The sequence below is a fragment of the Rhodococcus sp. 077-4 genome (genome assembly GCF_047782425.1).
In the GTDB taxonomy this organism is placed as follows: Bacteria; Actinomycetota; Actinomycetes; order Mycobacteriales; family Mycobacteriaceae; genus Rhodococcoides.
Genome location: NZ_JAJPWC010000002.1, coordinates 244,490 through 264,638, shown reverse-complemented (window position 1 = coordinate 264,638; position 20,149 = coordinate 244,490). Strand labels below are relative to the sequence as shown.

Here is a 20,149-nt window from a genome sequence, read left to right as displayed (position 1 = left end):
GCACACCACCGTCATCCACCCTGCACAAGTGCTGACTTCACGACTGCGCAGTGTGCACAATATTGAGTAACGACCGAGCGACAGGAAGTGCGCAATGACCGATTTGGACAAGACCGACGCCCGACTCCTCCTCGCCCTCTGCGCGAAACCACGGGCCACCGGCGTCGAACTCGCCACCACACTCAACCTTTCGCGAAACACCGTCCAGGCACGCCTCGGCCGATGGGACGACAAAGGGTCGCTCACTCCGATCGATCACCGCATCCCGCCGAAGTCGTTGGGACGGCCGCTGCAGGCGTTCGTGACCGCACAGGTCAATCAACACACCCTGGCGGCTGCCACCGAGCACCTCCGCACCATTCCGGAGGTGCTCGAGGTCTTCGGACTGTCGGGAGCCGCGGACATGCACATTCGCATCGCCGCAGTCGACGCCGACGACCTGTATCGCATCGCCGGCCTCATACTCGATATCCCCGGAGTCGAGCGCACCAACATGTCGATCGCGATGTCGGAACTGATTCAGTACCGCACCAAGCCGTTGCTCGAGCAACTCGCCGAAGACGGCCGTCGCTGAGCAACCCGACCATCCCCGAAGGATCGATCGGGGACCGCACCGTGCAACATGCACACTCTCGGCAGCGCCGGTCGACAACCGTGCACCTAAAGCGACACTCTGTGACGGACAAAGACTTCCGGATACCACCGATTTCCGGTATCGCCACTGCCTCATCACCGAAAGAGACAACTGTGTCCGTCGTTGCCGACCGTCCCGCCGTAGCCACCCCGACCGATCAGCTGCCGACAGGCGTCTTCGATCGTCCCGACCTGCCGCACGGCTCGGGACACGAACGCGTCGTGTTCTGCCAGGATCGTGACACCGGTCTGCGCGCGATCGTCGCGGTCCACTCCACGACGCTCGGTCCGGCCCTCGGCGGAACTCGCTTCTACCCCTACGCATCCGAGCAGGACGCGTTGACCGACGTGCTCAGACTTTCCCGTGGAATGACGTACAAGGCAGCAGTCGCAGGAGTCGATCTGGGCGGCGGAAAAGCAGTGATCATCGGCGACCCCAACGCCATCAAGACCCCGACACTGCTGAGCGCGTACGGCCGATTCGTCGACTCGCTCGGCGGAAGCTACGTGACAGCAGGCGATGTGGGCACCAACAGCGACGATCTCGACATCATCGCCGAGGAGACCGCGCACGTCGTCGGCAAGAACACCACCGCGGGCGGCACCGGCGACAGCGGACCCCAGACCGCACTCGGGGTCTTCCTCTCGCTTCGCGCCGCGGTCGAATCGGTCTGGGGCTCGGACGATCTGACCGGCAAACGTGTCGGCGTCGAGGGCGCAGGCAAGGTGGGCTACAACCTCGTCGCACTGCTTCTCGATGCCGGTGCCGAGGTGATCGTCAGCGACTCCTACGCACCGGCCCTCGATCGCATCGCCGCAGACTTTCCCGGCGTCATCATCGGATCCGACATCATCGGTGCCGACATCATCGGTGCCGACATCGACATCTACGCACCGTGCGCCATGGGTGCCACTCTCGACGCCTCGTCCGTGGCCCGGTTGAGAGCATCCATCGTCTGTGGCGCGGCGAACAACCAACTCCTCACGCCCGACGTCGAAGAGATGCTGGCCGATCGCGGAATCGTCTGGGTACCCGATTACGTCGCCAACGCAGGCGGCCTGATCCAGGTGGAAGGTGAACTGCGCGGCAGGAATTCGGCCGAGGTGATGGCCACGATCGGAAAGATTCGCGATACCGTTGCCGGCATCTTCGCCATCGGGCGCGCCGAGGGCATTCTGCTGGGAGCCGCAGCCGATCGTCTGGCGGAGGATCGAATCGCGGCAGCCCAACAGCGATAGCGCGAATGTGCACGTCTCGCTCCACTCCGAAGGGCCGATGGGGGTTTTCCGCCCAACGGCCATAGGAGTGAAGCGTCACGCACACGGAGACCAGCTCAATGGCGGATCCGCAGGCGCGGGCGGGTGTGCCAAGCTCTATCGGTGACCACGCCGCAGCCCCACATCTCCGTCACGACTTCGAAATCGGTGCGGCTCGGAGTTCTCCTCGCTGCCGTCGGTGGATTCCTCGACGCCTATACCTACGTCACTCGCGGCGGAGTGTTCGCCGGCGCGCAAACCGGCAACGTGGTGCTCCTGGGCGTCGATATTGCCGGCGGCCGATGGGTCGAGGCCCTCGCGTTCCTACCGCCACTGACGGCCTTCGTACTGGGCGTCGCGACAGCAGAGTTCGTCGCGTTGCCCGCGGTGGCGAAGGTCGTGCGACGTCCGGTGCGGGCCGTGCTGGTGTTCGAGATCCTCGTGGTTCTCGTCGTCGGATTTCTCCCGGCGACCGTGCCCGACGCCGTGGTCTCGGTGATCCTCGCGCACGTGGCGGGCGTACAGGTGACCACCTTTCGCGTACTGGTCGATTCGCCGTTCAACACCACGATGACAACCGGAAATCTCCGGAGCATGGCGATGGCCGCTTTCCACCGGGTGGTCGAACACGATCGCGAGGCCGGGACGCGGGCACGACGGTTCGGCGCGGTGATCTCGGGATTTCTCGGCGGGGCGCTGCTGGGCGCAGCTGCCGTCGAGCTGTTCGAGCTGCGAGCGATCTGGGTCGTTGCCGTGATGTTGACGATCGCTTTGGCGCTGTTCGTGTTCGACGAGCGCCCACCTCGATCGGTTGCATCGAAGGATTAGTCACCCAACCGAAGCGGCGCGATGGACTCGAAAACGTCGCCCGGTCCTGGGTTGCCTTCTGCCGATGTTCCTCCGAGATGATGCACGACGCCCCACACGGCATTGAGTGCGGTGTGGATGGCCCCCTCGGCCCAGCCCGCTGTCCACGAGATGTCGTCGCCGGCAAGGAATATTCCTCGATGTCGTGGGTCGAGCCGATGCTGCACGAAGTGCGTGAACAGTCGTTCCTGGTAGCGGTAGTGGCCCGGCAGATTTGCTTTGAACGCACCCATGAAGTCGCGCTCGGTTTCCCAGGACAGTGTCACCGGTGTGGAGATGATGTGGCTGCGGAAATCGACGCCAGGATAGATCTCTTCGAGCGATCGCAGCATGATGTTCATGCGTTCGGTGGGGTCGAGGGCCAGGAGCTTGAGCGAGTCGTCGGACCACGTGTAGGACAGGCAGATCAATCCGGGACGGCCCTCCCCCTGGTCGAGCAGGTATGTGCCGCGGCTCATTCGGTCGGTCAGCGTCATACTCACGAGATCGCGCCCGGTGACCGGATCCTTGTCCTTCCAGAAGGGCCGATCGACGAGTGCGAACACCTTGGTCGACCCCATGTAGTGAGTGCGTTCGATGGCTGTCCAGTGGTCGATGGGGAACAGATCGTCGTCACACCTGATGTTGCTGAGCAACATCCAGCTCTGGGCGGTCACGACTGCGGCGGCATAGGTACGGATGTTGCCGCGGTCGTCGTGGATCGTCGTGCCGCCGTGGGTGCGCCTGATCTCGGTGACGCGAGACATGGTGGTGCCGCCGTTGAGAGAGGCGACCGATGTACCTGCCGGCCAGTGCGCCGTGTTCTCCGGCGATTGCGTCCACAGCCGCATCGGCAGTTGCTGTGAGCCACCGACGATTCCGCGATGGTGATCGTCCGCTGCAGTGATGACGACTCGGAGGATCTCGAGAATCGAGTTGGGATAGTCGGTATCCCAGCCACCCGTTCCGAATCCCACCTGGCCGAACAGCTCGCGCATCCGAAACGACGAGAAGTGTTCGGATGCGGCCAGGAATCCGTAGAAGGTCTGATCGTCGAACTTCACGATCAGCTCGTTCCAGATCCGTTTGATCTCGGCCACGTCGCGCCTGCGGATAGCGCGCTGGAGCGGAATCAGTTCGGCATGCTCCTCGAGCGTCTTGTTCCACGCATCGGCAACCTCGGCGAACACCGGCGGAAGATCGTCGAGCTTACGTGCGTAGTAACTTTCGCCCTTGAGGTCGATCACCGTGCTCGGCGTCGCCTCGGCCAGGGGGTTCGGAAACGGCGTGGTCTCGAGCCCGACGGCGTCGAGGTAGTGGAACAGAGCGGTCGACGACGGCGGAAACCGCATCGCGCCCATCTCTGCCACCACGCCGGGATGCCCCTCGAACGGCACCGACCGCATTCGGCCCCCGATCCGATCCGACTCGTAGACAACCGGTTCCAGACCCAACTTGAGCAGTTCGTGGGCAACGACCATCCCGGCCAGTCCGCCGCCGATCACGGCAACTCGGCTACCGAGGGCCGCGTCGGGGATGCGTCCGAGGCCGGCCGGGTGCGCCAGGTAGTCGTCGTACGCGAACGGAAAGTCGGGGCCGAACATGGTGAGCGGCTGTGTTTCCTCGGATTCGATGGCGCTGTCCGGGGTGACGGGTGTGGTCATCGGTCGGTCTCCTGCTCGGCCCGCGAGGGCCCTGTGGGGTCGAGACCCGTCCGAGACAGAACTGTCCGGTACAGATCATGGCGACGGTCGCCGAGATGGGTGTTGACGGCGCGTGATCGGGTGAGTTCGGCCGGATCGAGTTCCACCGTCAGAAGTTGTTCGTGCGCACCGGCGCGCGCGATGTCGGTGCCACTCGGTGCGACGGCACACGTCAGTCCGCAGTACGTCAGTTCGGCCTCGGTGCCGCAGCGGTTGACGTAGGTGACGAACAGTTGGCTCTCGTATGCTCGTGTCGGAACGACATGGGTTGCGATGATCTCGAACGGGGTCATCAGACCCGTAGGAACCACCAACCATTGCGTTCCGGCGTCCGCGTGAGCGCGCACGGCTTCCGGGAATTCGACGTCGTAGCAGGTGAGCAGGCCGCACCGCAGTCCACCGAAATCGAACTGCACCAACAGTTCGGGTCCCGGCGTGAAATGCGTGCGATCGAGTTCACCGAACAGGTGGGTCTTTCGGTAGCGCGCCAACGACCGTCCCGATGCATCCACCACCTGAACCGCATTGAACACGGTATCCCCACGGACCTTCGAATGACCGATCTCGGGGTACCCGTACACAATTGCCACACAACGAGATCGGGCGATTGCGGACACCGTTCGGAAGATGGGACCGTCGAACGGCTCGGCTCGCTCGAGCACGAGATCACCGATGTCGTATCCACTGACCGACATCTCAGGAGTCACCAGGATCGACGCGCCTGCTGCGGCCGCGCTCTCTGCTGCAGCGTCGAGAGCGGCGAGGTTGGTGTCCACATCGCCGGAGAATTCCGGCCCCTGAAACAGCGACACCGTGACCGTCATGAAAGCAACTCCTGTTTCCGCGCAGGCAACTCCTCGGGCAGCGCGGGCGCCAACACCCACAGCACCTGCGCACCGCCCTTGCCCTCGCTCCGAAAGCTGTGTCGTCGACGGGGCGAGAACGTGAAGGCGTCACCGGCACCCAGCAGCACCTCGTCACCGGCAAAAGTACCGTCGGGTTCGGCCTCGAACGTCACCCTCAACGCACCCGAGATCACGTGCACGAACGTCACGTCGAGCGGAAGGGTGTACGCCTCGGCTCCACTGCCACCACCGGCGTCGATATGACCGAGCAGCACCTGCACTCGACGCTCCCCCACCGGCGTCAACAGATACTCGGTCATCGCCTCTCCGCCGAACATGATGCGCGGCAACGACTGCGCGCGAACCACCTCGCCGGACGGAGCGTCGTCGAACAGCGAGCCGACCGGAAGATCGAGGGCCGCACAGACTCGAACCAGGGACGCCACCGACGCGTTGACCTGGTCTCGTTCGAGTTTGGACAGGTACCCCTTGGTCACCCCGCAGGTATCGGCGAGGGCACCGAGCGTCAGTCGCTTCCTCTGCCGGGCCTCCTTGAGACGCGCACCGATACGTGGCGCATCGCTGACGACCGACGTAGCAACCGACACCGTTCCACCTCTCAGGAAACACGTGTTGACAAGATCGAGCATCAGAGTAACGCTTGCCGGGCGACATGGTCGACCCAACGACTACCGGTCTCCTCGTTTCGGAAGGAATTCTCGATGAACCCGAGCAATCCCGAGCACAGCCCGATCGGCCCGGTCGACGCCACGAAGGTTCCCCGCTATGCCGAGCCGACGACGTTCGCACGGCTGCCTCGGCTCGACGAGGTGTCCCGGGCCGACGTAACCATCCTCGGAGTGCCGTTCGATTCCGGCGTGAGCTATCGCCCCGGTGCGCGTTTCGGTCCGGGTCACATCAGGGCAGCGTCGAAACTGTTGCGACCGTACAACCCTGCGCTGCAGGTCTCTCCTTTCGCCCGCCAGCAAGTTGCGGATTTCGGCGATATCGGCGTCAACCCGTTCGATATCACCGAGGCGCTGACGACGGTGCACGACGCGGTGACGGACCTGCGCGCCGACGGCTCGTCGGTACTCACTCTCGGCGGCGACCACACCATCGCGCTACCGATCCTCCGCTCGCTCGCGCGTGATCATGGGCCGATAGCGGTGTTGCACTTCGATGCTCACCTCGATACCTGGGACACGTACTTCGGTGCGCCCTACACGCACGGCACCCCGTTCCGGCGAGCCAGCGAAGAAGGCCTCATCGACCTCGAGCGCTCGCAGCACATCGGCATTCGCGGCCCGCTCTACAGCGAGCAGGATCTGGAGGACGATCGCGTGCTCGGTTTCCAGGTGATTCGCTCCGACGACTACGAGGTCGACGGGGTTGCCAGCATCGTCGAGAGGATGCGCAGGCGTCTCGACGGCGGGCCGGTCTACGTCTCGGTCGATATCGACGTTCTCGACCCGGCGCACGCTCCGGGTACCGGCACTCCCGAGGCCGGTGGCATGACGTCACGAGAATTGCTCAACACCCTGCGCGGACTGGTCGGCCTGAACGTGGTCGGTGCCGACATCGTCGAGGTCGCCCCCGCCTACGATCATGCCGAAATCACCGGCATCGCAGCGGCTCACGTCGCCTACGAACTGTTGTCGGTGCTCGCCCTCAACCGATAGCCCTCACCGCCGCGGCAACACCATGATGGGCACCGGCGAGTGCCGAATGATCTTGGTGGCCCGCGAACCGAGGAAGACCCGAGCAATCGGTCCCAGTGGTCCGGACGATCCGATGGTCAGCACTTCACCGTCCTGCCACTGGACTTCGTCGAGTGCCTCACGCCAACTGCCTGCCGTGGCCAGCTCGGTGGTCACCCGTTCGGCCGAAAGACCAACCGCGACTGCGTCGTCCACCGCAGCGGTCAATGCCTCACTCAAACCTCGGGCGAGCTCGGCGGCCACGTCGTCCTCGGCTCGCAGCCCGATCTCGGGCGGGTACATCGTTGCCCCGCGGACGACGAAGGACGCCAGCCGAAGCGGAATGCCTGCGTCTCGGGCGAGCTGGGCAGTCGGACTCACTACTCGAGATGCTTCGCTGTCTCCGGAGAACGCACATGTGATCCGCGTCAGCGTGGCTCGGTCGCGCATGCGATAGCCACGCGGAGCAAGAGCGACGGTCACCGGCGACGAGTGCAGAAGTTTGTCCGCGGTCGATCCGACGACCACCTGCCCCAGTGCGCCGTCGCCCGAGGAACCGAGAACCAGCACCGAGGCCGAGATGCTCTCGGCTGCCTCGGTCAACGCGGTCGACACAGAGCGGTGGGCCAATCGGTGGAACGACGCGGTGATATCGGGCGCTCGGTCTTGCAGGTAATGGCGGGCTTTCGCCTCCGACTCGGCCGCTGTCGTTGCTGCCCAGTCGGCGAACTCCGCGTCCACCCGTGCCATCGACGGCGTCGACCACGGTTTGGGCACTACAGTTGCCACGTCGATCTCGGTACCCAGCGACCGAGCGAGCTGGGCACCGAGATCGAGGGCACCGACACTGCCTTTGCCGGGAGCGAACGCGATCAGGACGCTCATCGTGCATCCTGCTCTGCACCACGCAACGTGGAATGGTGTCTGCCCCAGAAGTAGTAGAACGCCAACACCACTGCGAGCCAGAGTCCGAACCAGAACCACGTGGTCCAGTGCAGTCCCGAGAGTATGTACAGGCAGGCCAGAACCGACAGCACCGGAGTCACCGGATATCCCGGAACCTTGAACGGCCGTTCGAGATCAGGCATGGAACGACGCAGCACGATCACGCCGATGGACACGACGATGAATGCAACCAGGGTGCCGATCGAGACCAGATCCGCCAACTTGTCGAGGGGAATGAAGGCGGCGAGGATCGAGATGACGACCGCGACGACGATCGTGTTGTTGACCGGCGTGTGCGTGCGGGGACTGACCTTCGCAAAAGCTTTCGGCAACATGCCGTCTCGGCCCATGGCGAACAGAATGCGAGTCTGTCCGTACATCGTCACCAGCGTCACCGAGAAGATCGAGATGACCGCCCCGGCAGCCAGAATCGTTGCCGGCCAGGCCTGCCCGGTGACGTTACGGAGGATCTCCGCCAGGCCTGCTTCCTCCTGACCGGCGAAGTCGGTCCAGGGCTGAGTCCCCAGTGCGGCAACGGCCACGACGAGATAGAAGACGATGACGACGATCAGCGCCGCAATGATGGCGCGCGGCATGGTCTTCTGCGGATCCTTCACCTCGTCACCCGCCGTGGACACCGCGTCGAGACCGATGAACGAGAAGAAGATCGTGCCTGCCGCAGCCGTCACACCGGCGGCGCCCAGGGGCATGAAGTCCGAGAAGTTGCCCGAGTCGAAGGCGGTGAAACCGACGATTGCGAACAGAGCCAGCACGCCGAGTTTGATGACGACCATGACTGCGTTGACGGCCGCCGACTCGCTCGCACCGCGGATGAGCAGAACGGCGCACAGCACGATCAGCACCACCGCAGGGAGATTCATGATGCCGGGATCGGCGTCGCCGGGCGCAGCGGAGAGTGCGTGCGGGATGGTGAAGCCGAACAGATTGTTCAGCAGCTCGTTGAGGTACCCGCTCCACCCGACGGCGACGGCTGCGCTCGACACTCCGTACTCGAGCAACAGGCAGGCCGCCACGCCCATTGCAACGACTTCGCCCATTGTCACGTACGCGTACGAGTAGGTCGAGCCCGAAACCGGTACCGCCGACGCCATTTCGGCGTAGCAGATGGCGGCGAGTCCGGCCGCGATTCCCGCGGCCAGGAATGAGAGCACCACCGCGGGACCGGCTTCGGGGACGGCGAGCGAGAGGACGAAGAAGATGCCGGTACCGATGGTGGCACCGACACCGAACATCGTCAGTTGAAAGGTGCCGATGGTCCGCCGGAGCCCGCCGGTCTCCTGATCGGGATCCACGATCGGCTTCTTGCGAAGCAGTTGCGATCGCAGACTTGCTGCGGGTCTGTTCGACGAGGTCATGGCCGGCACTCCCAACGTGGAGACGAACGGTGCGGATCGGCTGATTGTGCTCCCCGATACCGCCTCTCGCACATCGAACACGCCGTGCAATCGGTGGGCGCAGAGACATTTCGTTTTCTCACCGGCACCGCGATGCCTACCATTGACCTCGAGTCGGATGGGAGACACGAGAACAGATGGCCACACAGCGGGACGCGCTACCGCTCGATTCGGTCGCCGCGCAGGCCGCCTCGGATGCAGGGGGACTCGACGTCGCGTTCCTGGGCAGCTTCCTCGACGTCCTCACCGACGCGGTGGATGCGGGCGTCCCACTGAGCCGCACGCAGCTGCGCGAATTTCGGGCGCAGGGCGACGCTGCGGCCCGTGCAGGCGTTGCGCTGCGCGCGTTGCTCGACCTGTACCTGACATCGGCGTGGCGACTGTGGCGCGAACTGCCTGCGGTCGTCTCTGCCGCCGAGGACCCGGCCGGAGTCGTGACGGCAGGCGAGGTGATGCTGCGCGCCGTCGACGACGCGGTGGCCGAATTGGCCGAAGGGTTTCAGTTGGCTCGGCGCACACTCGTCCGGGCCGAGGTGCTCGCGCGCCGCGAATTCGTCGACGACCTGCTCTCGGGCACCTCCGATGTCGCCGGGGTGCTTCAGCGCGCGCAGACGTTCGGCCTCGACCTGTCGAGTCCGCACGTGGTGGCCGTGGTGCGCTCGACGACGCCCTTCACCGACGCCAGTTCTGCCATCGCCCTCGTCGAGCGCAGTGTGCAGGGCAGCAAGGGTGACGCCGAATTGCTCGTCGCCACCAAGCAGGACCGATTGATTCTGGTGTTCCCGGCACCCGACTTCGAAGCCGTCGACCACGTGTTGACCCGCGCCGGCCGGGCCCTCGGTACGTCCGCACCGGTGTCGAGCGACTCGGTCGACCTCCGCCGCAAAGGCGAATACGGCCGAACGCAGATCGGAGTCGGCCGCCCACGCGGCGGTGCGGTCGGGGTAGCGGCGTCGTATCGGGAAGCGCTCGACGCACTCGATCTCGCCTCCTCGCTCGGGCTCGACGCACCTGTCGTCGACGCTCGCGATCTGCTCGTCTACCGCGTCCTGATCAGTGATCGTGCGGCGATCGCCGATCTGGTCGACACATTGCTGACTCCGTTGCTGGCCGCGCGAGGCGGAGCGGGGCCGCTCCTCGAAACATTGCAGGTGTACTTCGACACCGGCGCGAACACTGCGTCCACCGCCCGCCGCATGCACCTGTCTGTGCGGGCGGTCACGTACAGATTGTCGCGGATAAAGGATTTGACCGGGCAGGATGTGGGCAACCCCGTCGAGGCATTCGCGCTGCACACAGCGGTGCTCGGAGCAATGTTGCTCGACTGGCCCGAAGTTCGCCCGTCGTCGTAACGCAGCGACACCCGTGAAACTGCCGTAACCCGGCAACGAAAACGGTGAAAACGTGTCCGTAAAACGACCATGCCTGCAGGAAAGTTAACAGTCACACTGGAGTAGTCGCGGTATGAAGCATCGTTAGCCGAGGTTCGACACTCGGCCGGAACCACGAGACGACAACAGACGAGAACGAATAAGGAGCGTGAACACATGGCGTCGTTGACACAGAAGTTGACATCGTTCGCTCGCAGCCCCCAGGGCAAGAAGATGATCGATCAGGCCCGCCGGTACGCGAGCAGGCCCGAGAACCGGGCGAAGCTCAAGCAGCTCGGCAGCAAATTCACGAGTAGAGGTGGCCGTTCATGAGCGTCCCACTGTGGGCATGGGCGGCATTCGGTGCCGTCGTTCTGATCCTGCTGGCAATCGACCTGTTGGCGCACCGCGGTGCCCACATCATCGGCTTCAAGGAAGCCGCATGGTGGAGTGCTCTGTGGGTCGGCGTGGCCATCGTCTTCGGCATTGTCGTGTTCTTCACCCTCGGCACCACGGCCGGAGTCGAATACACCACGGCGTGGTTGCTGGAGAAGAGTCTGTCGGTCGACAACCTCTTCGTCTTCGCGCTGATCTTCGGATACTTCAAGGTCCCCCGCGAATATCAGCACCGCGTGCTGTTCTTCGGCGTGATCGGTGCCCTCGTCTTCCGCGCGATCTTCCTCGCCGCAGGTGTTGCCATCGTCAGCAAGTTCGCCGCCGTTCTGTTCGTCTTCGCAGCCATCCTGCTCTACAGCGCATGGAAGCTGATGAAGGACGAGGACGATTCGTACGACCCGAGCACCTCGATCGCAGTTCGACTGCTCCGCAAGATCGTCCCCGTCCGCGACGAGTACGCAGGCACCAAGTTCTTCGTCAAGGAAGCCGGCAAACGCGTCGCGACTCCGCTGCTCGCCGTAGTCGTCGCAATCGAAGCCGCCGACCTGGTGTTCGCCGTCGACAGTGTGCCCGCCGTTCTCGCGGTGACCGACGACCCGTTCATCGTGTACTCGTCGAACGCGTTCGCGATCCTGGGCCTTCGAGCCCTGTACTTCCTGCTCGCAGGGCTGCTGGAGAAGTTCCACTTCCTGTCCAAGGGACTGGCGATCATCCTCGCCTTCATCGGCGTCAAGCTGATCCTGCAGGCCGGACACAAGGTGATCAGCACGTCGATCCCCGAGATCCCGTCACTCGTGAGCCTGGTGGTCATCATCGTGGTTCTGGCAGGCTCGATCATTCTGAGCCTGAAGAATCCCCCGAAGGAAGACAGCACTGCGGATGCGGTCGACACGATCGCCGCCGACAGCCCGATCGTCGATCCGACGACCGAGACGTCCTCCGCCGGCACCTCGTCCACCGGAACGTCGGGTACGGATTCACCGAAGCTCGACAAGTCCTAGTCCCCAACCACGCATGCCCCGCCGATTCGATTCGGCGGGGCATGTTTGTGTTTCGGGGCGATGGGGCAATCACTGCACATGGCTGAAAAGAACTCGTACACCGTTCCCGGACTCACCTCGGAAGTGGGCGCGCGCGTCGCAGAGATCCTCCAGGATCGTCTGAACGCCTACAACGATCTTCATCTGACGCTCAAGCACATTCACTGGAATGTGGTCGGACCCAACTTCATCTCGGTTCACGAAATGCTCGATCCGCAGGTCGAGGCTGTTCGAGGATTCGCAGACGATGTCGCCGAACGCATCGCAACCCTCGGTTCGTCGGCCAAGGGCACGCCGGGCACCATCGTGTCCGAGCGCAGCTGGGACGACTACTCGATCGGCCGCGCAACGGCCATCGAACACCTCGGAGCCCTCGATCTGGTCTACACCGGAGTCATCGAGACCACCCGTAAGAACATCGAAGAGGTCGGCGAGATCGACCCCGTCACCGAGGACATGCTGATCGGCCAGAGCGCGCAGCTCGAGCTGTTCCACTGGTTCGTGCGGGCGCACCTGGAGAACTCCGGTGGCCAACTGTCCACCGCGAACGCCACCAGCGAGGTCGACGCGGCGAAGCAAGCAGGCTAGATACTCTCACCTCAGCACCGAGTTACGCCCACAGCACCGATCTCGCCGGGACCCCCGGCAAGATCGGTGCTTTGTCGTGCACGGTCGAACTCAGTCGGACGGTCGCGCTTCGTGGCCGCTACGGCCGTGGGTTCGACGCCTCTCCTTCATCTCGGCCTCGAAGACGTGGCGTCGGCCTGCGAGCAACTCCTTACGCACTGCTCGATCGTGCTCGCGCAACGGCGTCCAGTAGCCGTCGTCGAACTCCTCGACGAGCTGGAACGTCCAACGACCGGGCGCAATGTTGCGACCGATCATGTCCGTATCCAGTCGGTCCGCGATGACGTCGTGACCCGCATCGGCCAACGCTTCGACGGCCTCCCCGAGCAACAGGTCGCCGTGCCCCATCAACTGATGGAAAGAATAGAGATGCCCGCGGGCGCGTTCGACGCATTCGAGTGCCTCGGACAGCTTGCCTGCTGCGGCAACAGTCGCATCGTCGACACCACTCGGGCGCCGATGGTCGGGTGGCGCCAGCTCGGGGCCGGACTGATTGTCGGTCTTGTCATTCATGGGCATGGGTTACCCGGTTCGTACCTGCACAACCCGCACGCACCTCACATGGTTACGACCTTCGATTGCGGGTATAGCTTCCCGTGAACGGATGGTACAAACGATTTCGAGGAGTTCACATGGCTGATTTCATCGACAAGGCAAAGCACAAGGCAGAAGAGCTCGTGGGCGAAGCCAAGGAAAAGATCGGCCACAAGACCGACAACGACGATCTTGCTGCCGAAGGCGCAAAGGATCAGGCGACGGGCAAGACCAAGCAGGTCGGCGACGACGTCTCGGACGCCGCGGGCAACATCAAGGACAAGTTCACGAACTGATCGTTTCGATAGGTTGTGCGACGAACCCCGCTCCCCCCAGGCTCACCGGCCGGCGAGGGTGCGGGGTTCGTCGTTTCGAACGGTGGTCAGACCGGCGGTTTCGGCAGCGGCATCGGGCGTCCGAACATCCAGCCCTGCCCCAAAGTTGCTCCCAGCGCTCGCGCGCGACGCAGATGTCTGTGGGTTTCGATCCCCTCGGCCAGCAGAATTGCGTCGCTCGACCGGACGTAGGACTGCACCTGGCGCACCGCGGCGCGCGACCGATAGGGGGATCGGATGATCGACGCGTCGAGTTTGACGATGTCCGGTGCGACCGAGGCCAACAGCTCCAATGTCGCGGGAGTAGCACCGACGTCGTCCATTGCCACTGCCATTCCGCGGGCACGAGCTCCTCGAACCAACGCCATCAGCAGTGGAACGTTGCGGTCGAGATCTCGCTCGGTGATCTCGAGAACGACGTCGAGGTCGTCTCCGATCACATCGAGGTGGGTGTCGACGTCGCGTTCGTCGGCGAAGCAGCCCGGCTCGATGTTGAGGAAGAAGCGCACGCGACGCGAGTACGCGACCTCGCGGGCCGCCCGAAGCGCAGCGGCCCGGCAGGCGACGTCGACGCGGCCCACCATTCCGCGCGCTCGGGCCAGGGCGAACACGTCCTCGGGTAAGGCGACGCTCGGAGACGGCCACCTGGCCAGAGCCTCGTATCCGACGACTGCGCCGGTCGAAAGTTCGACGACGGGCTGAAACAGTGCAGCCACGGACTCCACCGAATCGAGTGCCGCCGATGCTGCGAGCACCGAGCCGTCCGGCACGGTCACAGTGGTCGCTCGTCCACCGAAACGCGACGTGCCTCGAGGCGGTCGGCGATCAGTGCAGCATGCAGTCGACGCAATCCTGATGGCTTCATCGGATCGAGTCCGGTGAGCTGCTCCACACGCTTGAGCCGGTAGTCGACAGTGTTGGGGTGCACGGTCAGCCAGGTTGCCGTCTTCTTGCGGTTGGAGTCCGACTCGACGAATGCGTGCAGCGTCGGCAACAGATCGACCGAGTCGCGCAGCGGATCGATCAGCGTCACGAGGTGCTTGCGGCCCAGGCCCGGCCGGCTGACCTGATACTCGAATACGAGATCCGACATCCGATACGTGCCGGGCGCGTACCGCAGCCGACGTACCAGGCTCAGTAGTTCGTACAGATGGGGTGCAGTCGCAGCGATGTCGTCGACCGGTGCCGAACCGGTCGCTGCAGTCACGGCGACCTGGCCTGCGTCCGCGAGCCGGCCGACCAGTTCGTCGACGTCGGAGCCGGATGCGTCGGGCAGCAGTATCGTTCCACCGGTGGGGCTGATCGACGCAATCGCGGCATTGTCTCCGTCGTGAGCTGCCAGAGCGGCATGAATTCTCCGCAGCTTTCGAGCGCCCATCATCGCCGCGTCGCCGCGCCTACCCCCTTCGTCGGCGTGGGCCGGAAAGTGCAGAGCCACCACGTGGTACTCCTCGGCGAGCAGTGCACCCATTCGATCGGCGATCCTGCGGGCCGTGCCATCGCCGGTCAGCAGGGCGTCGAGCAGTTCGATGTCGTGTCGTGGACCGTTCTGTGCCAACGTGCGGAACTCCGCGAGATAGGCATCGGACACCGCCTCGGTGACGACATCGAGAAGCTCCATGATCAGAATCGTCCGGTCGCTGCCCGCGATGTCCGCCGACGGCCCGGCAGCCCGTAGCCCCAGTGCGCAGCCCTCGTTGATCGCGTGCTGGATGCGACCGAGAGGAACACCGTCGCGAGCCCATCGAGTGGCGGCGTCCCGGAAGGTGTCCAATGCACCCGCGATCGGTAGCCGACCGGAGTCGAGGACTCCTGCGGCGAGTTCACTACAGGTGGTCGCCATGTCGTCGAGCTCGCCTCGGGCGCACTCGCGCGGAGGCGGAGCGTGCTCGGGTTCGACGACAAATCTGTTCAGCATTCGCGCGGCAGTCTCCCGAGGCGTCCGCAAACGATCGGATGCACGTCGACCACCTGCGTACTCCTCCTGCGCTGTGCCCACACTCTCCATCGCAGTCACCCGGACCCACCCCTCGTACTCGAAACCCGCGTCAGGTCATGTCTGTCAGGCGGTCGATGTCTGCCCACAACGGCCCTGCCTCGGTATCGAACTGTCCCCGTCGAGACCCAACCGTCGGCCGCAACGAAGACATGCGAACCCTAATGCACAAAGCAGACCGGAGGATTGTTTTGCGCGATAAACCCAGCAACTAATCTGTCTTTTCGGTGGAAGCGTCCCCATTTGTGATGCTCACTCACATGTGAACCGTCGTATTCGGGTGGATTCCAAACGTGAGGCGGACCACTCTTCCGACCGAAATTCGGACCTACTGTTCCGAGTTGTCCACATGACCCTCGTCGAAAGTCAGGCTCCATGACCACTTCTCGGTCCACCTTCCGCACACAACGGAAGGTCACCACGGTGCGCGCTGCGATGATCGCGGCCATGGCGTGTTCGGTTGCCCTCGGTTCCGGTGTTGCAGCACAGGCGCAGCCCGCCACCGCCCCTGCCCCGCCCGCCACCGTGCAGGGCGACACAGTTGTTCCGCCCGGCCCGACCGAGGCATCACCCAAGGCCGCAGACCAGGGTATCGCCGCGCCCAGCATCGAATCTGCGGCTCCCGCGACCACCACGTACGACCCACGGACCGAGACCATCGGCTACGGACCGGAGCAGAAGAACTTCCTCGCAGGATTCCTCTACAGCATCGTCAACCCCGACGTGGCCCCCCAGGGTGCAAACGACTGGAACTGCAAGCCCTCGGCAGCACATCCGCGCCCGGTCGTACTCCTGCACGGCACCTGGGAAAACGCGTACAACAACTTTGCCCGCATGTCGCCTGCCCTGAAGAAGGAGGGCTACTGCATCTTTGCCCCCAACACCGGAGACCAGGACTCGAGCGCTCTGGGCCAGCTCGAATCGCTGCGCGGCACCGGTCCCATCGCAGAGAGCGCGAAGGAAGTCGCCACGTACATCGACGCGGTGCTCGAGGCAACGGGCGCGTCGCAGGTGGACATCGTCGGTCACTCACAAGGCAGTCTTGCCTCGCGCCAGTACATGCGATTCGAGGGTGGCGCGAACCCGAGCGACCCGAGCAAGAACAAGGTCGCGAACATCGTCAGCCTCGGTGGTTCCAACCACGGAACCACGCTCCTGGGCATCGGAACACTGGGGCGCACCATCAACAATCTCGGCCTGAACGTCCTCGGCGTCGTCGGTGCCATCGCCGGGCCCGCCGCGTCGGATCAAGTTGTCGATTCGGCGCTGGTGAAGGGCCTCGAGGCAGGTGGTGACACCGAGAAGGGTGTCGCCTACACGACGATCGCCACGAGGTACGACGAAGTCGTCACCCCGTACAAGACGACCTTCCTCGTCGCGGGTCCGGGCGCGACCGTCAACAACGTCACGTTGCAGGACGGGTGCGAGATCGACCTGTCCGACCACCTGTCGATGTCGGTCTCGCCTCGCGCGATCGGCATCGTGAAGAACGCGTTGGATCCGAAGGGCTTCCCCGCGAAGTCGATCCCGTGCGCCTTCAACTCGCCCATCACCGGCCAGTAGTCGACCGCACATTCTGTTCACGCCGAGGGCGGTCGGCCACCGAAGCCGATCGCCCTCAGTGGTGTGTGGGTGCCCACCCCAGCGCTGGCCCCAGCTTCTGGGCCATGTCGGTGAGAATCTGCACGTAGTCCTCGTGGTCGAAACTGAAGGGCAATGCGAACGCCACCTCGTCGACCTCGCGAAACGATTTGTTCGCGTACAGCCTCTCGGCGATGACGTCCGAGGTGCCCACGATGTCGGGCGCGAACATCATGCGTGCCGGACCCTGCGGCTCACGGGTGCGTGCGAATCGACCACGCGCGTAATCCTCGTACTTGGCCGTCTGCGCGGCACTGGCACTGTCGGTCGGAATCACCACCAATCCCTGAGAGACCCTCGCGTCGTTCCCGGCCGGGTGGAACTCACGAAAACGCCGAATGTGCGAAAGCTGGATGTCGTCGAACTCGGTGGACTCCTCGGCGCGCACCACGCTGCTCACCAGAAAGTTCATCTCGTTCTCACCGGCCCACTGCGCCGACCGCAGGCTCGCGCCGCCGTACCACATCCGACTGCGTAGGCCGGGCGAATGCGGTTGCACACGAGCGGAATACGACTCGATCCCCTCGGTACCCGACCACGTCGACGCCGGCTCACCGGCGACGAACCCGAGCAACCTCGATACCCGTTCGTACCCGAAGTCCTCGGTGTTCGCGGTGTCGGGATAGAGCGAATGTTTGACCCGCTCGAACTGCATCGGTTGTCCCACACTCACTCCGGGATTGATCCGCCCACCCGACAACACGTCGACCGTCGCCAGATCCTCGGCCAAACGCAGGGGATTTTCCCAGCCCAACGGTGTCACCGCCGTGCCGAGCGCTATCCGGTCCGTTCGCTGCGTCGCTGCGGCCATGACGGCAATGGGCGAGGAGATTCCGAACTGCAGGTGGCGATGCCGAAGCCAGGCACTGTCGAAGCCCAACTGCTCTCCGAGTTCGATGATGTTCAGTGTCGACTCGTGCCCATGCGCAGGATCGGCCTCGTCGAACAGCCCGATCGTGAGAAAGCCGAGCGAACGCAACGGACGAGAAGGCTGGGGCACGTGGAGACTCCTTTCACCGCATGTGCGGTCAGCCTAATCGAGCCTGCGGTGAATTTCGGAGTCGCCGTATTCGAGAAGACCACGGGCGGCGAAGGCGTCGAGCCAGCCGACCATCGGCCACCGCCCCCATCGATCGAAGAAGGTACGCGCATTGGCGACGATGTCGTCGAGATGTTCCACCGGCGGATCGGAGACCGGATGGAACTGGTGATAGGCGTGTGCCCCACCGACCCATCGCAACCCCATGCCCGACGCCTCCGCGGTGGCTGCGAAATCGGTGTCCTCGCCGCCGTACCCGGTGTAGTCCTCGCAGAAGCCTCCGAGTTCGGTCCAGGTTCGTGCCGTGACCGCGAAGGACAGCGACCAGAAGAGATCGAAGTTGTCGCCGTTCTCGACGGTGTCGACGGGCGGGTTGGGCCGCGCCCGGTGCGGCGAGGTCAGCAGCGTCAGCGCCTCGCCTTCCACACCGATGTCCTTCTCTTTCAGGTACGTCACCGGGCCGCAGAGCAGGGACCGTTCGCTGCCGGGTAGCGTTGCCGCACAATGGTATCGATCGATCATGTCCGGACCGGGGATGCAGTCCACGTCGAGAAAGACCAGCAACTCGGCACCATGTTCGATCGCTGCGGCCGCGCCCAGGTTACGTGCCCGGGCCAGGGGCAGCGGGGTCTGTGCGGGCATGTCGATGCACATTGCCGCCGACCCCGATCGAGCCAGTACCTCGCCGATCGCGCTGTCGCCCATCGAGACGACGATGTGCTCGATCCGCCCCGCGCTCGTCGATGCGCCCAGGCCACGCACCTGAGCGCTCAGGTGCTCGTGTCGACCGGACACCACGGTGACGAGAACGATCTTCACTGCCGAACCGTTCGGCGCGCGGACTGCTCGATCGCACGGGCGGCGCGGACGGGAGCGCCGTCGGTGCGCAGCGCGGACCACCGACGACCACCGATGGCGAGGGCGCGATCCGCCGCAGCATGCCATCGGGCAATCGCCGGCCACGCATCGAGAACTTCGGCGAACGAACCGCGCGCCAGTGCGGCGGCAGTTGCCGACTGCTCACCGAACGGCCGAGGCTGTGGCACCACGATGGCCGGCGCGCCGGAGGCGGCGACGTCGGCGATGGCATTCTGCCCGGCATGCGTGACAACGATTGCCGCCGAACACAATACCGGCCATACGTCGTCGACCCAGTCGCCGCCCGCGACACCGAGTGCACGGAACGCGAAGCGGGCGTCCACCGCCGCCCACGAGTCCACCAGGTCCCGGGTCAACGACGTGCCACCGGCGGCACCCAACACCACCACCGTCGGATCGATGGACTCGCACGCTCGCTCGCGTCCGGCGAATCGGCTGATCGAACCGGAGTAGGTCGTCTTCTCGGCGTAGGGACGCAACCAGATCGGGTCGTAGACTCCCCGCGCCCAGGGCGCAACGATATGGGTCGCCGCTCGATAGGCGAGGCTGTGGATCGCATCCTCCCGCTCCCCCGGTACGGCCATGACGATCACGCGAACTCCCATGAGCCGAAGGAACATTGCCACTTCGACCGATACGTCGACCACCACCGCGCTCGGGCGCTCGCGGGCCACCCACTCCGCGATGATCGCCATTCTTTCGGTCAGACCGTCCACGTCGTGCGGAGCCCAGTGCAACACCCCTCCGGCCGAAGTGTTCTGCGCCGCATCACTTTTCGTGGACTCACCGACGTCGAGCGGGAGCGAGATCCACTCGGCCGCCGCATGCGCTGCCGGTCGAGCTCGCGAGGACAACACGGTCATCGGCTCCGCCATCGACCGAGCGATGGCGTCGGAGCGCGTGATGTGACCGACGCCGTGGTGGTGTGCGTAGTACCCGATCATGCGC

21 protein-coding genes are annotated in these 20,149 nt (G+C 64.4%); 10 read left to right on the top strand and 11 right to left on the bottom strand.

Translation table 11 applies throughout. The features are described 5' to 3' along the window. The first annotated feature begins 94 nt into the window (after positions 1–94). The 3 genes from ACNEOT_RS10685 to ACNEOT_RS10675 all read left to right on the top strand — a co-directional run bounded on the left by ACNEOT_RS10685 (position 95) and on the right by ACNEOT_RS10675 (position 2,718). Entirely contained in the window at positions 95–574 is a 480-nt protein-coding gene (locus ACNEOT_RS10685; protein WP_415973972.1) for an Lrp/AsnC family transcriptional regulator, read from the top strand. Positions 575–747: 173 nt separating this feature from the next. Beyond that, entirely contained in the window at positions 748–1,872 is a 1,125-nt protein-coding gene (locus ACNEOT_RS10680) for a Glu/Leu/Phe/Val family dehydrogenase (protein WP_415973971.1), read from the top strand. Between the two features lie 141 nt (positions 1,873–2,013). Then, positions 2,014–2,718, top strand: a complete 705-nt coding sequence (locus tag ACNEOT_RS10675) for a YoaK family protein (protein ID WP_415973970.1) — start codon at positions 2,014–2,016, stop codon at positions 2,716–2,718. Here ACNEOT_RS10675 and ACNEOT_RS10670 read toward each other — a convergent pair. Genes ACNEOT_RS10670 through ACNEOT_RS10660 form a run of 3 tightly spaced genes read right to left on the bottom strand, consistent with a single transcriptional unit; the run spans position 2,715 to position 5,892 of the window. Beyond that, positions 2,715–4,400 (bottom strand): flavin monoamine oxidase family protein, encoded by a 1,686-nt coding sequence (locus tag ACNEOT_RS10670; protein WP_415973969.1) that lies wholly within the window; start codon positions 4,398–4,400, stop codon positions 2,715–2,717. The two genes, ACNEOT_RS10675 and ACNEOT_RS10670, sit on opposite strands and share 4 nt — an antisense overlap. Continuing rightward, positions 4,397–5,263 carry a carbon-nitrogen hydrolase family protein gene (locus ACNEOT_RS10665; RefSeq protein WP_415973968.1) on the bottom strand — a complete coding sequence of 289 codons (867 nt, stop codon included), beginning with the start codon at positions 5,261–5,263 and terminating at the stop codon, positions 4,397–4,399. Before ACNEOT_RS10665 ends, ACNEOT_RS10670 begins: the two co-directional genes overlap by 4 nt. Beyond that, positions 5,260–5,892 (bottom strand): helix-turn-helix domain-containing protein, encoded by a 633-nt coding sequence (locus ACNEOT_RS10660; RefSeq protein WP_415973967.1) that lies wholly within the window; start codon positions 5,890–5,892, stop codon positions 5,260–5,262. Before ACNEOT_RS10660 ends, ACNEOT_RS10665 begins: the two co-directional genes overlap by 4 nt. A gap of 114 nt (positions 5,893–6,006) precedes the next feature. Between ACNEOT_RS10660 and speB the strand changes: the two genes are divergently transcribed. Then, positions 6,007–6,966: an agmatinase gene (speB, locus tag ACNEOT_RS10655; protein ID WP_415973966.1), complete on the top strand. Its 960-nt coding sequence runs from the start codon at positions 6,007–6,009 to the stop codon at positions 6,964–6,966. Positions 6,967–6,969: 3 nt separating this feature from the next. Here the strand turns inward: speB and ACNEOT_RS10650 are convergent, their stop codons facing one another. Continuing rightward, positions 6,970–7,869: a universal stress protein gene (locus ACNEOT_RS10650; protein ID WP_415973965.1), complete on the bottom strand. Its 900-nt coding sequence runs from the start codon at positions 7,867–7,869 to the stop codon at positions 6,970–6,972. After that, positions 7,866–9,305, bottom strand: coding sequence for an amino acid permease (locus tag ACNEOT_RS10645; protein WP_415973964.1), 1,440 nt, complete (start codon positions 9,303–9,305; stop codon positions 7,866–7,868). Before ACNEOT_RS10645 ends, ACNEOT_RS10650 begins: the two co-directional genes overlap by 4 nt. Positions 9,306–9,481: 176 nt before the next feature. Here ACNEOT_RS10645 and ACNEOT_RS10640 point away from each other — a divergent pair, with 176 nt between their 5' ends. From ACNEOT_RS10640 to ACNEOT_RS10625, 4 genes are all read left to right on the top strand, one after another. Next, the gene (locus ACNEOT_RS10640; RefSeq protein WP_415973963.1) at positions 9,482–10,696 is read left to right on the top strand and encodes a PucR family transcriptional regulator; all 1,215 of its coding nucleotides are present in this window, start codon (positions 9,482–9,484) and stop codon (positions 10,694–10,696) included. Between the two features lie 195 nt (positions 10,697–10,891). Next, positions 10,892–11,047: a hypothetical protein gene (locus ACNEOT_RS10635; RefSeq protein WP_415973962.1), complete on the top strand. Its 156-nt coding sequence runs from the start codon at positions 10,892–10,894 to the stop codon at positions 11,045–11,047. Continuing rightward, positions 11,044–12,111 carry a TerC family protein gene (locus ACNEOT_RS10630; protein WP_415973961.1) on the top strand — a complete coding sequence of 356 codons (1,068 nt, stop codon included), beginning with the start codon at positions 11,044–11,046 and terminating at the stop codon, positions 12,109–12,111. Before ACNEOT_RS10635 ends, ACNEOT_RS10630 begins: the two co-directional genes overlap by 4 nt. A gap of 78 nt (positions 12,112–12,189) precedes the next feature. Beyond that, complete coding sequence (locus ACNEOT_RS10625; protein WP_415973960.1) at positions 12,190–12,738, top strand: Dps family protein; 549 nt, start codon at positions 12,190–12,192, stop codon at positions 12,736–12,738. A gap of 90 nt (positions 12,739–12,828) precedes the next feature. Here the strand turns inward: ACNEOT_RS10625 and ACNEOT_RS10620 are convergent, their stop codons facing one another. Further along, positions 12,829–13,290 (bottom strand): hypothetical protein, encoded by a 462-nt coding sequence (locus ACNEOT_RS10620; RefSeq protein ID WP_415973959.1) that lies wholly within the window; start codon positions 13,288–13,290, stop codon positions 12,829–12,831. Positions 13,291–13,409: 119 nt separating this feature from the next. Between ACNEOT_RS10620 and ACNEOT_RS10615 the strand changes: the two genes are divergently transcribed. Then, positions 13,410–13,607 carry a CsbD family protein gene (locus ACNEOT_RS10615; protein ID WP_415973958.1) on the top strand — a complete coding sequence of 66 codons (198 nt, stop codon included), beginning with the start codon at positions 13,410–13,412 and terminating at the stop codon, positions 13,605–13,607. Positions 13,608–13,693: 86 nt separating this feature from the next. Here the strand turns inward: ACNEOT_RS10615 and ACNEOT_RS10610 are convergent, their stop codons facing one another. Together ACNEOT_RS10610 and ACNEOT_RS10605 are read right to left on the bottom strand one after the other, a co-directional pair. Continuing rightward, the gene (locus ACNEOT_RS10610; RefSeq protein ID WP_415973957.1) at positions 13,694–14,422 is read right to left on the bottom strand and encodes an EAL domain-containing protein; all 729 of its coding nucleotides are present in this window, start codon (positions 14,420–14,422) and stop codon (positions 13,694–13,696) included. Then, entirely contained in the window at positions 14,419–15,564 is a 1,146-nt protein-coding gene (locus ACNEOT_RS10605; protein WP_415973956.1) for a PucR family transcriptional regulator, read from the bottom strand. The genes ACNEOT_RS10610 and ACNEOT_RS10605 overlap by 4 nt, the downstream gene beginning before the upstream one ends. A 453-nt stretch (positions 15,565–16,017) precedes the next feature. On the opposite strand from ACNEOT_RS10605, the gene ACNEOT_RS10600 reads away from it, so the two are divergent. Further along, entirely contained in the window at positions 16,018–17,205 is a 1,188-nt protein-coding gene (locus ACNEOT_RS10600) for an esterase/lipase family protein (protein ID WP_415973955.1), read from the top strand. Positions 17,206–17,260: 55 nt separating this feature from the next. Here ACNEOT_RS10600 and ACNEOT_RS10595 read toward each other — a convergent pair whose 3' ends face one another. The 3 genes from ACNEOT_RS10595 to ACNEOT_RS10585 are packed head-to-tail and all read right to left on the bottom strand — an operon-like array spanning position 17,261 to position 20,145. Next, positions 17,261–18,283, bottom strand: coding sequence for an LLM class flavin-dependent oxidoreductase (locus tag ACNEOT_RS10595; protein WP_415973953.1), 1,023 nt, complete (start codon positions 18,281–18,283; stop codon positions 17,261–17,263). A 33-nt stretch (positions 18,284–18,316) separates the two neighbouring features. After that, entirely contained in the window at positions 18,317–19,141 is an 825-nt protein-coding gene (locus tag ACNEOT_RS10590; RefSeq protein ID WP_415973952.1) for a glycosyltransferase family 2 protein, read from the bottom strand. Next, positions 19,138–20,145, bottom strand: a complete 1,008-nt coding sequence (locus ACNEOT_RS10585) for a glycosyltransferase (protein ID WP_415973951.1) — start codon at positions 20,143–20,145, stop codon at positions 19,138–19,140. Before ACNEOT_RS10585 ends, ACNEOT_RS10590 begins: the two co-directional genes overlap by 4 nt. Positions 20,146–20,149: the final 4 nt, after the last annotated feature.